The sequence below is a fragment of the Paracoccus wurundjeri genome (assembly GCF_030678915.1).
GTDB lineage: Bacteria > Pseudomonadota > Alphaproteobacteria > Rhodobacterales > Rhodobacteraceae > Paracoccus > Paracoccus onubensis_A.
This window is the reverse complement of sequence record NZ_JAUUTZ010000008.1, coordinates 32182-47807: the sequence shown is the minus strand read 5'-3', so window position 1 is coordinate 47807 and position 15626 is coordinate 32182. Positions and strand designations below refer to the sequence as shown.

10 protein-coding genes are annotated in these 15626 nt (G+C 59.6%); 4 read left to right on the top strand and 6 right to left on the bottom strand.

What is annotated here, in order from left to right; all coding sequences use genetic code 11:
* Positions 1-31 precede the first annotated feature (31 nt).
* Genes Q0601_RS09650 through Q0601_RS09640 form a run of 3 tightly spaced genes read left to right on the top strand, consistent with a single transcriptional unit; the run spans position 32 to position 4151 of the window.
* Positions 32-1060: a glycosyltransferase family 2 protein gene (locus Q0601_RS09650; RefSeq protein ID WP_370656114.1), complete on the top strand. Its 1029-nt coding sequence runs from the start codon at positions 32-34 to the stop codon at positions 1058-1060.
* Complete coding sequence (locus Q0601_RS09645; protein WP_305289567.1) at positions 1057-2742, top strand: DUF5927 domain-containing protein; 1686 nt, start codon at positions 1057-1059, stop codon at positions 2740-2742. The genes Q0601_RS09650 and Q0601_RS09645 overlap by 4 nt, the downstream gene beginning before the upstream one ends.
* Positions 2742-4151, top strand: coding sequence for a sulfotransferase family 2 domain-containing protein (locus tag Q0601_RS09640; RefSeq protein WP_305289565.1), 1410 nt, complete (start codon positions 2742-2744; stop codon positions 4149-4151). The genes Q0601_RS09645 and Q0601_RS09640 overlap by 1 nt, the downstream gene beginning before the upstream one ends.
* 114 nt (positions 4152-4265) lie before the next feature.
* Here the strand turns inward: Q0601_RS09640 and Q0601_RS09635 are convergent, their stop codons facing one another.
* A complete protein-coding gene (locus Q0601_RS09635; RefSeq protein ID WP_305289777.1) occupies positions 4266-5738 on the bottom strand; it encodes an MORN repeat-containing protein in 1473 nt (490 codons plus the stop codon).
* 143 nt (positions 5739-5881) lie between these two features.
* On the opposite strand from Q0601_RS09635, the gene Q0601_RS09630 reads away from it, so the two are divergent.
* The gene (locus tag Q0601_RS09630) at positions 5882-7540 is read left to right on the top strand and encodes an NAD+ synthase (RefSeq protein ID WP_305289563.1); all 1659 of its coding nucleotides are present in this window, start codon (positions 5882-5884) and stop codon (positions 7538-7540) included.
* On the opposite strand, the gene queG is transcribed toward Q0601_RS09630, so the two are convergent.
* The 5 genes from queG to Q0601_RS09605 form a co-directional block, all read right to left on the bottom strand.
* Positions 7515-8540, bottom strand: a complete 1026-nt coding sequence (gene queG, locus Q0601_RS09625; protein WP_305289776.1) for a tRNA epoxyqueuosine(34) reductase QueG — start codon at positions 8538-8540, stop codon at positions 7515-7517. The two genes, Q0601_RS09630 and queG, sit on opposite strands and share 26 nt — an antisense overlap.
* 76 nt (positions 8541-8616) lie before the next feature.
* The gene (gene fzlA / locus Q0601_RS09620) at positions 8617-9303 is read right to left on the bottom strand and encodes an FtsZ-binding protein FzlA (protein ID WP_305289561.1); all 687 of its coding nucleotides are present in this window, start codon (positions 9301-9303) and stop codon (positions 8617-8619) included.
* Positions 9304-9382: 79 nt separating this feature from the next.
* On the bottom strand, positions 9383-10096 hold the full coding sequence (gene mtgA, locus Q0601_RS09615) for a monofunctional biosynthetic peptidoglycan transglycosylase (RefSeq protein WP_305289559.1): 714 nt from the start codon (positions 10094-10096) through the stop codon (positions 9383-9385).
* Between the two features lie 120 nt (positions 10097-10216).
* On the bottom strand, positions 10217-14752 hold the full coding sequence (gene gltB / locus Q0601_RS09610; protein ID WP_305289557.1) for a glutamate synthase large subunit: 4536 nt from the start codon (positions 14750-14752) through the stop codon (positions 10217-10219).
* Between the two features lie 121 nt (positions 14753-14873).
* Positions 14874-15620 (bottom strand): hypothetical protein, encoded by a 747-nt coding sequence (locus Q0601_RS09605; RefSeq protein ID WP_305289555.1) that lies wholly within the window; start codon positions 15618-15620, stop codon positions 14874-14876.
* Positions 15621-15626: the final 6 nt, after the last annotated feature.

The window sequence follows — 15626 nt, the reverse complement described above, 5'->3', positions numbered from 1 at the left end:
TTTTATGTTATCGCATTGACGGGTGCCAATCGTGCAGGGTCTGAAACATCTGCCTTTACCGGCCAGGCTACGTCGCCGCGCAGAGCGTCAATGGCTGATCGCCCGCGCGATCAATCGCCGTCGTGCCCTGACCCCGGTAAGCGACCGCACCGATCAGATCCGGAAACGGGATATTCTGGCATTCGTAACGCAGCGGAACGAAAGGGTACGGCTTCCCTATTTCCTGGAATATTACCGCAATCTTGGCGTTCGGCATTTCCTGTTCGTCGATAACGCCAGTACGGATGGCAGTGCGGAGTATCTGAAAACACAGACCGATGTCTCGCTATGGCGGACCCGTGCGAGCTACAAGCAATCGCGTTTCGGGATGGACTGGCTGGGCTGGTTGTTGTTTCGATATGGTCACAACCACTGGTGCCTGACGGTCGATCCCGATGAATTCCTGATCTATCCGCATTGCGACACCCGTCCGTTAACTGCCCTGACCGATTGGCTGTCTGATTCCGGGCACAGATCATTCCCGGCGATGCTTCTGGATATGTATCCCAAGGGCAATCTGGACGATGAAACCTATCGCGAGGGACAGAACCCGTTCGAGATCGCCTGCTGGTTCGACCCCGCCAATTATTCGATCCGGAAGAATAATTATCTTGGCAATCTCTGGGTACAGGGCGGCCCGCGGACCCGGGCATTCTTTCCCTATAACCCTCAGTCGGGCCCGGCATTGAACAAGATTCCGCTGGTTCGATGGAACAGACGCTTCACCTATTACAGCTCGACCCATATGCTGCTTCCCCGGTCATTGAATCAGGTTTTCGACGAAGACGGAGGAGAGATGGCATCGGGCTGCCTGTTACATGCCAAATTCCTGTCCACATTCGCGAAAAAATCCACCGAAGAACTGGATCGCGGCCAGCATTACGGAAACAGCCAGGAATACCGCGCCTATCATGCCGGATTGCAGCAGGGCGTGCGCCTGTGGTGCAACGAGTCGCGCAGGTTTCGCGACTGGCGGCAGCTTGAGGATCTTGGCCTGATCTCAAGCGGGAACTGGCCATGAGCGTGCCGGTCAATATGGGCGTGGTCCTTCTGTGCCACGAGAATTTGCAGATGGCGGCGCGGATCGCCCGGATCTGGGCCGAGGGCGGGGCGAAAGTCGCGATCCATGTCGATGCAAAATCTCCCGAAACCGAAATAGATCAGATGAAGACTTCCCTGTCGGATCTGCCCGACATTCGCTTTTCCCGCCGGATCCGCTGCGGTTGGGGCCGCTTCAGCCTGATCGAGGCAACTCAGCATGCGGCGTCCTTGCTGCTGGAGGAATTCCCCGACTGCACGCATGTCTATCTTGCATCCGGTTCCTGCCTGCCATTGCGCCCGATCTCGGAACTCGCCGCATTTCTCGCCCTGTCTCCCGATCGCGACTATATCGAAAGCGTTGACGCGAATGAGGTCGCATGGGTCATTGGCGGGCTGAACAAAGAACGCTTCACGATGTATTTTCCGTTCGACTGGCGCAAACGACGCAAACTGTTCGATTCCTGCGTCAACCTTCAGCGGCGGCTGGGCATCAGGCGAAGATTGCCGCGCGGTCTTACCCCACATCTCGGCTCGCAATGGTGGTGCCTGACCGCGCGGACGCTGCGTGCAATCCTGGACGATCCGCGGCGCTGGGAATATGACCGTTACTTCCGTCGAAGCTGGATCCCCGATGAAAGCTACTTCCAGACGCTGGCTCGGCGACATTCGAACAGGATCGAAAGCCGTTCGCTGACATTCTCGCGGTTTGACCATCGTGGACGGCCCTACCGGGCCTATGACGACCACATTCCGATACTCGAGGAATCGAATTGTTTCGTCGCGCGGAAAATCTGGCCGGGTGCGACCCGCCTGCTGGAGCATTTTCCCAGGCCCGCCAAACCCGACCCCGATCCCTCACCCCCGCAACCCGCCCATATCGAAAGACTGATCGCGCGCGCGCTCAGCCGCCGGGTTCTGGGGCGCCCCGGCCTGTATATGCAAAGCCGTTTCCCCCGGAAGGATGCCGAAAACGGAAAGACCTCTGCGCCCTACGCCTTGTTTCAGGGACTGACTGACATTTTCCCCGATTTCGAGACATGGCTGGCCGAACATCTTTCCGGCGATGTTCACGGCCATCTTCTGGGGCCGGAAAAGGTGGAATTCGCAGGCCGGCCCGAGATCGGGCCCGGAGCATTGTCCTGCAGCGCCGAAATCCGCGATTACGACACCCAGCGCTTCCTTGCCGCATTGATCCGCGTCACCGAAAAGATGCAGATCTTTCAGTTCAGTCCCCGCGACAATCAAAGCCTTAACTGGTTCATGGCAACCGATCCCAATGCGACGCTTTTCGTGGTGACCGGCGCCTGGAATCTGCCTTTGCTCGAAACCGGGATGCCCTTCGACGATGTGCGCAGAATTACCGCCATGCTCCAGCGAACCGAGATGGCCCAGCTTGAAATTCTCAATTCGGTCTGGGTCAAGGCCCGTGTTCAGCTTTGGGAATTCAACGATTTCATCGCAAGACCGCAGGCGATTCTCGAGAAGGCGCTGGGCCAGATCGACCCGAATGCCAAACCCATCACCAGCCTGCCCCCCACGCGCGACACCACGGGACTGGCAGAACATCTGCAACGTCTGCGCAATTCTGGCCTGCATCCTCGCCTGACGGGTGACCAGCCGATCACCAAGGCATCGCATATCCTGACAAGGAACGAAATCTGATGACCGAAGCTTTCTGCAGTTTTGTGATCTTCGCCGAAATGCGCACCGGCTCGAATCTGCTCGAGGCGACGCTGAACGCCGTCAGGAAAGTCACCTGTTTCGGGGAGGCGTTCAATCCCTATATGATGGGCTGGCCCGACAAGGACGAGATGCTGGGGATCACCCGCGATGAGCGGGAAGCCGATCCGATGCGGCTGCTTGACAAGCTTTTCAACAAACCCGATCACCTGCCGGGATTCCGCTATTTTCACGATCACGATCCGCGGGTGTTTGACGCCATCATGGACGACCGGCGCTGTGCAAAGGTCATCCTGACCCGCAATCCATTGGAAAGCTATGTCTCGACCCGGTTGGCCTGGGAAACGAACCAATGGAAGCTGAACGAAACCGAAACCCCGATCCCGGCATCGATCACCTATAACCGCGAGGAGTTTCGCCAGACCCTGTCGAAACAGACAGAGTTTCAGCGGCGGATCGTTCATCATCTTCAGGCCACCGGTCAGAGTGCATTCTGGCTTGACTACAACGATCTCCGCGACAGCGCGGTGATGACCGGACTGCTGCACTGGCTTGGCCGCAGCGATGTGCAGAATGTCAAACCCGCAAGCGATCAGGTTCCGCAAAATCCGCGTGCGATGGAAGAGAAGGTCACGAATTTTCAAGAGATGCAGGACGATCTGCAGCAACTGGACCCGTTCGCGATCGGGCAGATTCCGAATTTCGAGCCCAGCCGGGGTCCCGCCGTCCCCAGTTTTCTGACCAGCGAGGCAGGCTCGGGCCTGCTTTATATGCCAGTCAAGGACGGAGGAGCAGTTCCGCAAGAAGGGTGGTTCGAGGTTTTGGGGCAAACCGGGCGCAATCACACGCAAAACAGCCTGCGCCAGTGGAAACGACAGCATCCGGGCCATCGCAGCTTCATCATCCTGCGGCACCCGCTGCACCGGGCATGGGAAGCCTTCCTGCATCTGCTGTCAGGGGCCAAACCTGAACTGCGGCAATTGATGCGCCAGGTTCATCGCGTGGATTTGCCCCCCGATGACGCATTGACCGATCTGGACGATGCCAGCACAGTCAGGTTGTTCCATCAGTTCCTTGGATTTCTGGGCCGCAATCTCAACGGCCAGACCACGCTTCCGACTCATCCTCATTGGGCTAGTCAGTCCGCGGTGCTGGCGGGTTTCAGCCAGTTCGTGCAGCCCGATATTCTGATCCGCGAGGATCGTCTTCAGGAAGATATCGCCTATCTGTGCCAAAGCGCGAATATCCCCGACCCACAGCTTGAGCGTATCGAAATCCCGGCACCGCCGGCATTCCTGTCGGATAAAGAGCTGATAACCGCCGCCTTTTCCGCTTATCAACGCGATTATGTCGCATTCGGCTTCCGGAAGAATCCCGCAAACGGTAAGTGAACGGCATCATCGCCCGGAGCCTTTCGAATTTAACGCCGATTACGTCAGACGAATTCCGCTCCGTCCCTCTCTTCTTCACTCAAATATCCTGGGGGTGCAGAGGCAGCGCGCCAATCACTCCTCTTCGGCGGCCGGGGTCTCATCGGGCAAATCCGGAGTTTCCACCGCTTCATCCTGCTGTTCGGGTTCCGAAGCGGCAGCATCATCATCGGGATCAACCAGCCGGTTTTCCTCCCATTCGCCGGACGCCACCTGTCCGGTTGCGTAGCGCATGATCCCCTGACCCTGACGCTTGCCGACAACGAAATTTCCCTCGTAACGGTCGCCATTGGAATAGGTCGCAACGCCCTTGCCGTGGATCTCGCCTTCTTTCCAGCCGCCATCGTAAACGAATCCATCGGGGGTAGTCAGCTTGCCCTGCCCCTCGCGCAGCCCGTTGACGAATCCGCCAGTATAAACCGTTCCATCGGCATAGGTGGCCTGACCTTCTCCGTGCCGCTGCCCGTCTTTCCACGCGCCGGTATAGACATAACCATCGGGATAGGACATCCGGCCCTGGCCGTCATTCTGGGCGTTCTTGAAACTCCCTTCGTAAACCGTGCCATTGGCATAGGTCGCCTTACCGTCACCCGCGATCACACCCTCGGCCCATTGGCCCTCATAATTCGAGCCGTCGGGATAGGTGATCTTGCCCACTCCATGAGGTCGGTCCTCTTTCATGTCTCCTTCATAGACCGAACCATCGGGATAGGTGATCTTGCCCTTCCCCTCCATCCGGCCCTCGACCCACTGGCCGGTATAGACATAGCCGTCCTTGCCTGTGAATGTTCCCTGCCCATGCCTGCGGTCATTCCTGAACTGGCCGTCATAGACATCGCCATTGGTATAGGTGGCCACGCCATGCCCCTCGCGCTTGCCCTGCCGCATCTCGCCTTCGTAACGGTCGCCCGAAGGTTGCTCCAGAACACCCTTGCCCGACATCTGCCCGGCCGCCCAGATACCGTCATAGATCATCCCGTCGGGCATGGTCAGCTCGCCCTGTCCCGCGGGCTGTCCCGCAAGCATCGCGCCCTCGTAAACCGAACCGTCGGGATAGGTGACCTTGCCCTGCCCCTCCTTGACGCCGTTATTCCAGTCGCCTTCGTAACGATAGCCGTTTTCCTGCGTCAGCCTGCCCTTGCCGTGGTGCTTCCCGTCGACGAACTGACCGATATAGACACTGCCATTGGCATAATGCGCCTCGCCCTCGCCGGTCGGCTCTCCGGCGGTCCAGTCTCCCTCATAGGTGCTGCCGTCGGCATAGGTGATCTTGCCTTCACCATCCGGTTTGCTGCCAGCGAAATGTCCCTCATAGACCGAGCCGTTGGGAAAGGTGGCCTTGCCCTGACCTAGGATCTCGCCATCCACCCAATCGCCCTCGTAACGATAGCCGTTGGGCAGACTATAGGTGCCCTGCCCGTGCTGACGGCCATTGCGGAACGTGCCTTCGTAGACGCCGCCGTCATCATACTCCTTGGTGATGACGTCTTGCGCCGATGCCGCATCGCCTGCCGCTGCCAGCATCAGAGCAAACAAACCCGCTTTCATCGACGCCCGAATTGCCGCCATCATCGCCTCGTCCTTGACCTTTTGCCCCATGGTCTACCCTAAGCGCCCTGCTTGCGCAAAGGCCGACTTTTCCTTTCCCGCATCATCCCCTATCACAGGGGCGAGAGAACAGGGGCAATGCCATGACCGACCACTTCCGTCTGACCATCGGTCAGTTGAACGCCACCGTCGGCGACCTTGCCGGCAACTCCGCCCGCGCCATCGAGGCATGGCAGACGGCCAAATCGGCGGGCGCCGATATGCTGGCACTGCCCGAGATGTTCATCACCGGATATCAGACGCAGGATCTGGTGCTGAAACCGGCATTTACAGAACAGGCGGTCGAGGCGATCCAGAAAGTCGGTGCGGCCTGCACGGATGGCCCGGCGATCGGCATTGGCGGTCCTTGGCGCGACGGCGACAAGCTGCACAACGCCTATTGGATTTTCAAGGATGGCAAACTGATTGCCCGGATTCTGAAGCATCACTTGCCTCACAAACAGCTTTTCGATGAATTACGCCTGTTCGATAGCGGTCCGATCAGCGGTCCCTATCCGGTCGGCGCGGCCCGGATCGGCTCGCCCATCTGTGAGGATAGCTGGTATCCCGACGTCGCCGAAACGCTGGCGGAAACCGGGGCCGAGCTTCTGATCGTCCCGAACGGCTCACCCTATCACCGCGAGAAGCTGGATCTGCGCATGGGCCACATGGTCGGGCGCGTGGTCGAAACCGGCCTGCCGCTGGTCTATGTTAATCTGGTAGGTGGTCAGGACGATCAAATCTATGATGGCGCAAGCTTCGTGCTGAACCCCGGCGGTCAAAAGGTCGTGCAGCTTCCCGCTTTTGAGGAAGCCATCGCCCATGTCGATTTCATCCGTGCGTCAGAAGGCTGGCGGGCCCAGCCGGGCGAGATGGTGACCCAACCCGATATATGGGAGCAGGACTACCACGCCATGATGCTTGGCCTGCGCGAATATCTGCACAAATCGGGCTTTGGCAAGGTGGTATTGGGCCTGTCCGGCGGTATCGATTCGGCACTTGTCGCGACGATCGCCGCCGACGCGATCGGCCCCGAAAATACCCGCTGCGTCATGCTGCCCTCGGAATATACATCGCAGGGCAGTCTGGATGACGCCGCCGATTGTGCCGGGCGGCTGGGAACCCGACTGGATACCGTCCGGATCGACGGCGCACGCAATGCCGTGGAGGGGGCGCTCTCGCATCTGATGGAAGGCACCAGCCCCGACATCACCGAAGAGAACATCCAGTCCCGCCTGCGTGGTCTGATGCTGATGGCGATCTCGAACAAGTTCGGCGAGATGTTACTGACCACCGGCAACAAATCGGAAGTCGCGGTGGGTTATGCCACAGTCTATGGCGACATGGCGGGCGGCTATAATCCGATCAAGGATCTGTACAAGACCCGCGTGTTCGAAACCTGCCGCTGGCGCAACGCCAATCACCGCCCGTGGATGAAAGGCCCGGCGGGTGAGGTGATCCCGCCGCAGATCATCTCGAAGCCACCCTCGGCCGAGTTGCGCCCCGATCAGAAGGATGAGGATTCGCTTCCGCCCTATGAGGTGCTGGACGCGATCCTGGAAGGGCTGGTCGAAAAGGATCTCGCGCTGGGCGATCTGGTAAAGCAGGGCTTCGATGCCGAAACGGTAAAAAAGGTCGAAAAGCTGCTGTATATCAGCGAATGGAAGCGATATCAGGCCGCCCCCGGCCCGCGTATCTCGACCAAGGCGTTCTGGCTGGATCGCCGCTATCCATTGGTCAACCGTTGGCGGGACGAGCTCTAGGCATCAGCCGCCCGGCCGCCCATCGGGCCGCATCGGCAACGGTTTCGTCGGCATCATCCGTCAGGCCCTGCGCCACTGCCGTTAATTCCGGTTTCCCGGAATTACCGATGGCGTAAAGCACATTCCGCACGAAACGGTCCCGCCCAATCCGCTTGATCGGACTACCCGAAAAGCGCGCGCGGAATCCGGCATCGTCCAGCCGCGCCAGTTCTTCCAGCGGCGGCGCATCGACAATGCCGCGATAACGCATTTCCGTTCCGGCCTGCGCGAACTTGTTCCATGGACAAACCGCAAGACAATCGTCGCAGCCATAGATACGGTTGCCCATCAAAGGCCGCAATTCTGGATCGACCGGCCCTTTATGCTCGATCGTCAGATAGGAAATGCAGCGCCGCGCATCCAGTTGAAACGGCGCGGGGAACGCGCCTGTCGGGCAGATATCCAGACAGGCGCGGCAAGAGCCGCATCGCTCCTGCTCCGGCTCATCCACCGGAAGTTCCAGCGTGGTGAATATCGACCCCAGGAAAAACCAGCTTCCCAGTTCCCGCGACAGCAGGTTGGTATGCTTGCCCTGCCAACCCAGCCCAGCCGCCTGTGCCAGCGGTTTCTCCATCACCGGGGCGGTATCCACGAATACCTTGATTTCATTTCCGGGATTCTGCTCCAGCAGCCACCGGCCCAGCCGCTTGAGTCGTTTCTTGACCAGATCGTGATAATCCTTACCTTGCGCATAAACGCTGATCGCCGCCCGCTCTTGCTGTTCCAGCACCGCCAGCGGATCGTGATCCGGCGTGTAAAGTTCGGCCAGCATGATGACCGAACGCGCCTCGGGCCATAAAGCTGCCGGATTTCCACGCCAATGGGCGCGTTCAGCCATCCACTCCATCTGTCCGTGCCGTCCGGCCGAAACGAAAGCCTGCAATCTTCCGGCAATTTCGGGCGCGGCATCGGGCCGCGTCACGCGCATGGCCGAGAACCCCACGGCACGGGCCTCGGCCATCAGGTCGGCTTTCTTCTTCACGGAAATATTCCGGGGGGAATCGCCGGCAGGCAACGGGGAGCAGCGCCCCCCTGAGCTATCCGAAGTCCAGCTCGGCATAATGTGGAGCCGGTTGAATACCCGGCACCTGATCCGCAAGAATCGGGCGGAAAGCCGGTCGCGACTTGATCGTCGCATACCAGTCGCGCACCATCTCGGACCGGTCCCAATCCACGTCCGAAATATAATCCAGACAAGAGAAATGCGCCGCCGCGGTGAAATCCGCCAATGTCAGGTTGTTACCCGCAAGCCAGCGACGCGCCTCGAGCAGGCTGGCCAGATAGTCGATATGCTCCTTGACGGCGCGCAGCCCGTCCTTGACTGCGCGGCTGTCGGGATAGCCCGTGCGGGTGATTTTCTTCCAGACCCGCTCTTCAAGGATCGGGCGCGTCACCTCGGCATTGAACTTGTCGTCAAACCAGGCGCAAAGCCTGCGGACCTCATGTCGTTCGGCCGGTGATTTGGGCATCAGGGATGGATTGGGGACTGTTTCGTCGATAAACTCAACGATGGCCTGACTTTCGGCCAGCATATTGCCACGATAACGCAGGACCGGCAGCTTTCCGGCGGGATTGCGCCGCTTCAGATCGGGCGGATTCTCCCAATACCGCTCTTCGACCAGTTCCACTTCGATCTTCTTTTCCGCAAGGACCAGCCGCACCTTGCGACAGAAGGGGGACAGCATCGTGTGGTATAGTCGGGTGGTCTGGGTTGAACTGTTCATCGCCTGTCTTGAAATCTCTTCTTTGTGCAACGCTGTATTGTTAAGATCCCCCGCCCCGCGTTGCAACCGGTGCCGCAACTCACAGGCAATCCGCGCGCCCGTCCCGCGCAATCGTGGCAGCGCCATCGGCAATTGCCCGCGACCGGTTCGAGGCCTGTTGCGGGCTGCGCGATTTCGGCGCGGGCAGGATTGCCGCCAGCCGGGCGGATTGCACCGGAGTCAGCATGTCCGGCGTTGTTCCGAAATATTCCCGGGCGGCGGCATATATACCGAAAATCCCCGGCCCGAATTCGGCCACGTTCAGATAGACCTCAAGAATGCGCTGCTTCGACCAGAGCGCCTCGACCAGCGGCGTAAGGACGGTTTCCAGAAACTTGCGCGACCAGCTGCGCTCCTGCCACAGAAAAACGTTCTTCGCCGTTTGCTGGCTGATCGTCGAGGCCCCTCGCGAACTGCCCGAGGCAATGACGCGGCGGATCTCGATCATGTCGAACCCCCAGTGCCGGCAGAAATTCGCATCCTCCGCCGCCACGACCGAGCGGCGCATGACCGGGGCGATATCCTCGAAATCCGTCCATTGGCGTGGCTTGATCGAATGGTTGCGGGAATCGGCCATGATCGTCCATGTGGTCGGTGGATTGATCAGCCCGAAGAACCCGACCACCAGCGCCATCAGCAGGAACAATCGCAGCAGAATCCATCGCAACCAGATCATCAGCCGGCGCATGGGTCGCCAGCGGCTGCCTGTGGCAGCCGGGACGGGCGCGTCATGCGCAGGCGTTCTGAGCAACATCCGAAGGATCATGATCGGGCTTTGTCACGTCATATCGCGTGCAGTCAAGCTAAAGGATTGAAAATGATGGAAACGGCCCCGATCAGAGCCGTTTCCTGAAGTCGCAACCATCTTGGCGGATTATTCCGCCGGGATCGATTTTGTGTCGTCGACCGCCTGAATCGGATGCGCCAGATGCGGCAGCATCTCTTTCGGGCAGACCTGAAGGAAATTATGCTTCTCGCGTTCCCAGTTCTGCAGGATCTCGTCAGCCTTACGGGACAGGGTTTCCTTGCGATGCCGTTCGATCAGCTCCTTCAGCTCGGTCTCCCAATGTTCCTGTGTCACCGGGCACATGACCAGGGATTCCGGGTTGATATAGTCGCGCGCAATGCCGTCGGGATCGTAAAGATAGGCCATGCCGCCCGTCATTCCGGCACCGAAATTCGCACCAATGGGTCCAAGGATCACCGCGACGCCCCCGGTCATGTATTCGCAACCATTGGTCCCGCAGCCCTCAATCACCACTTTCGCGCCGCTATTGCGGACGGCAAAGCGTTCGCCGGCGCGGCCCGCCGCGAAAAGATAGCCATCGGTCGCACCGTAAAGCACGGTATTGCCGATGATGGTGTTATCCGATGCCGTCAATGGCGAGATCATCGGCGGGCGTACGGTAATGGTGCCACCGGAAAGCCCCTTGCCGACATAGTCATTGGCATCGCCCGAGACTTCCAGCTTCAGCCCCGGCGCGGCAAAGGCACCCAGCGACTGCCCGGCGCTGCCGGTCAGCCTGACCGTCAGGTGATCGGGTTGCAGATTGTTCCGCATCCCGAATTTCTGCACGATCATGCTGGATGTCCGTGTCCCGATGGTCCGCAGCGTGTTGCGCACGGCATAGGACAACTGCATCTTTTCGCCATCCGAAAAGAACCGCTCGGCATCGCGGATGATTTCCGCGTCCAGCGTGTCCATCACCGCGTTGCGGGGTTTCGAGCGGTCATAGACGATCTTGTCCCAGCCATCGACGGTGATCAGCAGCGGATTCAGGTCCAGATCGTCCAGATGCGCGGCGCCGCGGCTGACCTGCGTCAGCAAATCTGCACGTCCGATCACCTCATCCAGCGAACGGGCGCCAATGCTGGCAAGGATTTCCCGCACCTCCTGCGCATAGAAGGTGATCAGGTTCACCACCTTATCGGCGCTGCCGGTGAACATGGCCCGCAGTTTTTCGTCCTGCGTGCAAACGCCCACCGGACAGGTGTTCGACTGACATTGCCGGACCATGATGCAGCCCATGGCGATCAGGGCGGCGGTGCCGATGCCGTATTCTTCAGCCCCCATCATCGCCGCCATGACGATGTCGCGCCCTGTGCGCAAGCCCCCGTCGGTGCGCAGGGTCACACGTTCGCGCAGCCGGTTCATTGCCAGAACCTGATGCGCCTCGGTCAACCCCATCTCCCATGGCAGGCCGGCGAATTTGATCGAGGTCGCGGGACTGGCGCCGGTGCCGCCATTATGGCCCGAGATCAGGATCACATCGGCCTTGGCCTTGGCCACGCCCGCCGCAATCGTGCCGACACCGCTTGAAGCAACCAGCTTCACGGTGATCTTGGCGCGCGGATTGATCTGCTTGAGGTCATAGATCAACTGCGCCAGATCCTCGATACTGTAGATATCGTGATGCGGCGGCGGCGAGATCAGCATCACCCCCGGCGTCGAATGCCGCAGCCGGGCAATCAGCTTCGTCACTTTCATGCCGGGAAGCTGACCGCCCTCGCCGGGTTTCGCCCCCTGCGCGACCTTGATTTCCAGTTCTTCGCAGGCGTTCAGATATTCCGCCGTCACCCCAAAACGGCCCGATGCAACCTGCTTGATCTTGGCAGAGCGATTGTCGCCATTGGCCATCGGATAGCTATGTTCCGGATCTTCCCCACCCTCTCCGGAATCCGATTTCGCGCCGATCCGGTTCATGGCGATGTTCAGCGTCATATGCGCCTCGGGCGACAATGCGCCCAGTGACATGCCAGGCGTCACGAAACGCTTGCGGATCGCAGTGATGCTTTCGACCTCTTCAATCGGAACCGGTTTGCCCAGCGGCTTGATATCCAGCAGATCGCGGATATGGATCGGCGGATTGGCCCGCATCTGCGCCGAGAACTGCTTCCACAGATCATAGGATGCCTTGTCGCAGGCCATTTGCAGCATCTTCATCGTCCTGGCTTCCCAGGCGTGTTTCTCGCCCGAGCGGCGCAGCTTGTAAAAACCGCCAACCGGTAGCAGCTCGACATTCTCGGCGTGCCAGCCCCGGTGGTGAATATCCTCCAGCTTGTCCTGCAACCCGTAAAGACCGATCCCGCTGATCCGGCTATGCATGCCGGGGAAATACTCGGCCACCATGGCGCGGGAAAGACCCACAGCCTCGAAGTTCAACCCACCACGATAAGAGGACAGCACCGAGATGCCCATCTTCGCCATGATCTTCAAAAGACCCGCATCGATGGCATCCCGGTAGCGGCGCATATTCTCGATCAGGCTGCCCTCCAGAAGGCCCCGGTCGATCCGGTCGCTGATCGAATCCTGTGCGAGATAGGGGTTCACCGTCGTCGCCCCGGCACTGATCAGCACGGCGAAATAATGCGGGTCGACACATTCAGCAGCGCGTACATTAATGGAGCAGAAGGTGCGAAGCCCCTTGCGCGTCAGCCAGCTATGCACCGCGCTGGTAGCAAGGATCATCGGCATGCCGATCCGCTCTGGCCCCTGATGCTCATCCGTCAGCACCAGATGCCCGGCGCCCGAGCGAACCGCATCTTCAGCCTCTGCACGGATACGGGCCAGCCCCTGGGACAGCGCTTCCTGTCCCGCACCATCGGCAAATGTGCAGTCGATATGCGTTACGGCCTCGCCGAACATCCGGCACATCTCGGCATATTCGCCGTTGGCGATAAACGGGCTTTCCAGAATCAGGATCTCGGTCTGGGACGAATTTTCATCCAGCACATTCTTAAGGTTCCCGAAACGGGTCTTGAGACTCATCACCCGCGTTTCGCGCAAGCTGTCGATGGGCGGATTCGTAACCTGAGAGAAGTTCTGCCGGAAGAAATGGCTCAGCGGCCGGTACTGCCCGGACAGAACCGCTGGCGGCGTATCATCGCCCATCGAGGCAAGCGCCTCTTTCCCGTCCTCGGCCATGGGTGACAGGACATGTTCCAGATCCTCCATGGTGAAACCGGCGGCGATCTGACGGCGGCGCAGTTCTTCACCCTGATAATGGGTGCCTTCGGGCAAATTGCGCATGATGTGATTCAGGTCCACGACCTTCTCGATCCATTCGCCAAAGGGCTGGCTGGCGGCAAGACGGTCCTTGATCTCGGAATCGCGGTAAAGCTTGCCGTCCCACATATCGACCGCGATCATCTGGCCCGGGCCAAGCGCCCCCTTTTCCTTAACCGCGCTTTCATCGACGGGCACCATGCCAACCTCGGACCCGGCGATCAGCAGGTCGTCCCCGGTCACGACATAACGCATCGGGCGCAGCCCGTTCCGGTCAAGCCCGCCACAAACCCAGCGGCCATCGGTCATTGCCAATGCGGCAGGACCATCCCAGGGTTCCATCACCGCATTGCAATAGGCATACATATCGGCCCATGCCTGCGGCATATCGGTCGTCGAGTTCGACCAACTTTCCGGCACCAGCATCGTCTTGGTCATCGGCGCAGAGCGACCTGAACGGACCATCACCTCGAACACCGCGTCAAGCGCAGCCGAGTCCGACGATCCCGCAGAGACGATCGGTTTGATATCTTCAGCCATCTCGCCGAACGCATTGGAAGCCATGCGGATTTCATGGCTTTTCAGCCAGTTGAGATTACCCTTGAGCGTGTTGATCTCGCCGTTATGCGCCAGCATCCGGAATGGTTGCGCAAGCCACCATTGCGGAAAAGTATTGGTGGAATAGCGTTGATGATACAGCGCAAAGGCGGATTCGAACCGCTCATCCTTCAGGTCGGGATAGAATTCCGCCACCTGCTCGGCCAGCATCATCCCCTTGTAGATGATCGACCGGCAGGAGAGAGAGCAGAAATACAGCTGCGAGATCTGCGCGGCCACGGCAGCCTTCTCGATCCGGCGGCGGATGATGTAAAGTTCGCGCTCGAACTGGACGGTATCGATATCTTTCTCGCAGCGGATCAGGATCTGCTCGATCTCGGGGCGTGTCGCATTGGCCTTTTCGCCAAGGACCGAGGTATCGACCGGCACATGCCGCCAGCCATAGATGTAATGCCCCATCCGCAGGACCTCGGATTCCACGATGGTCCGGCAGGCTTCCTGTGCGGCGAAATTCGTGCGCGGCAGGAAGACCTGCCCCACGGCGATCAGCTTTTCGCGGTCGGGTTCGTGTCCGGTGCGGCGGATCTGATCATAGAAGAAGGGCACCGGAATCTGCACATGGATGCCCGCCCCGTCGCCGGTCTTGCCATCCGCATCCACCGCGCCGCGATGCCAGATCGCTTTCAGCGCATCGATCCCGTTTTGCACCACCTGACGGCTGGGCTTGCCATCGATGCTGACCACAAATCCCACCCCACAGGACGAATGCTCGTCATCCGCGCGATACAGGCTGTTTTCGGCCATCCAGTCGCGGCGGGCTTGTTCCTTGGCTTGCCAATCTTTCATTTCGGGCCTCTCTGAGGAAAGTCGGGATCCGTCTGTACGGAAGCCGAATAAATGTTGGTTTGGAATCACGCTGTTGAAGGGCAGAAGCGCAATTCGCCGCGGTCAGGGTTTCACCTCAAGGTCATGACGAAGGCTCCGACACTTTCCGTCCGCCCCCTGATGCCAGCATCTCGCTGCAATCGAATTGCGGGGTCGTGTCCGCGAAACCATCTTCGCCGGGGAAGCTGAAAATCACCGGAGAATCGTTGCTTTCCTGCTGCTGCCCGGTCCAATCCCGCATCGTCTCGACGCCGCCGAAGAAGCGGCCCATGGCGCGATTGATGAACTGCTGGCCCTCGCGCTCGATCAGAACCTCGTCATTCTGGCTGCTTGTCGTCAGCTTGAACCGGGTTTTTTCAAGCTCGATCCCGTCGATTGTCACCTTCTCGCCGGTCAACTCGTCCTGGCCCACATGGTGAAGCCGTTCACCAGTGTTGGATTCGGTCCAGAAGTCGAAATCATCCCTGCCGGTTTCAAGCAGGGTGCTGAAACTGGCGTGGTCCTTGGCCTCTTCGACCAGCAGATCCTCGATACCGGTATCGGGATCGTTGCTTTCGATCCAGCGGGTCTCGGCATCGATCCGCGACTGATAGGTCAGCCCTTCTTCATCGAAAATCGCGCTGCGTTGATGGCCCTGGGGATCCTGCTCACAGCGGAAGATCTGCGAGACGGTGCATCCCCGATTCTGAACCGTGACTTCCAGCTTGCAGCCATCCGGCGGGGTGTAATTTCCGGCATGCACCGGAAACACCCACCCCGCGGTCATCACGACAAGCGACAGGCATGCCGCCCGTCCTGTTGTCAATTTCATCGAAGCGTCGGGTTTCATCTCCAC

Bases quoted from the DNA above. Each gene is read 5' to 3' on its own strand.
- Q0601_RS09645 (WP_305289567.1), top strand. From the start codon at position 1,057: ATGAGCGTGCCGGTCAATATGGGCGTGGTCCTTCTGTGCCACGAGAAT.
- gltB (WP_305289557.1), bottom strand. From the start codon at position 14,752: ATGAAAGATTGGCAAGCCAAGGAACAAGCCCGCCGCGACTGGATGGCC.
- fzlA (WP_305289561.1), bottom strand. From the start codon at position 9,303: ATGAACAGTTCAACCCAGACCACCCGACTATACCACACGATGCTGTCC.
- Q0601_RS09640 (WP_305289565.1), top strand. From the start codon at position 2,742: ATGACCGAAGCTTTCTGCAGTTTTGTGATCTTCGCCGAAATGCGCACC.
- Q0601_RS09635 (WP_305289777.1), bottom strand. From the start codon at position 5,738: ATGAAAGCGGGTTTGTTTGCTCTGATGCTGGCAGCGGCAGGCGATGCG.
- mtgA (WP_305289559.1), bottom strand. From the start codon at position 10,096: ATGTTGCTCAGAACGCCTGCGCATGACGCGCCCGTCCCGGCTGCCACA.
- Q0601_RS09630 (WP_305289563.1), top strand. From the start codon at position 5,882: ATGACCGACCACTTCCGTCTGACCATCGGTCAGTTGAACGCCACCGTC.
- queG (WP_305289776.1), bottom strand. From the start codon at position 8,540: ATGGCCGAGGCCCGTGCCGTGGGGTTCTCGGCCATGCGCGTGACGCGG.
- Q0601_RS09605 (WP_305289555.1), bottom strand. From the start codon at position 15,620: ATGAAACCCGACGCTTCGATGAAATTGACAACAGGACGGGCGGCATGC.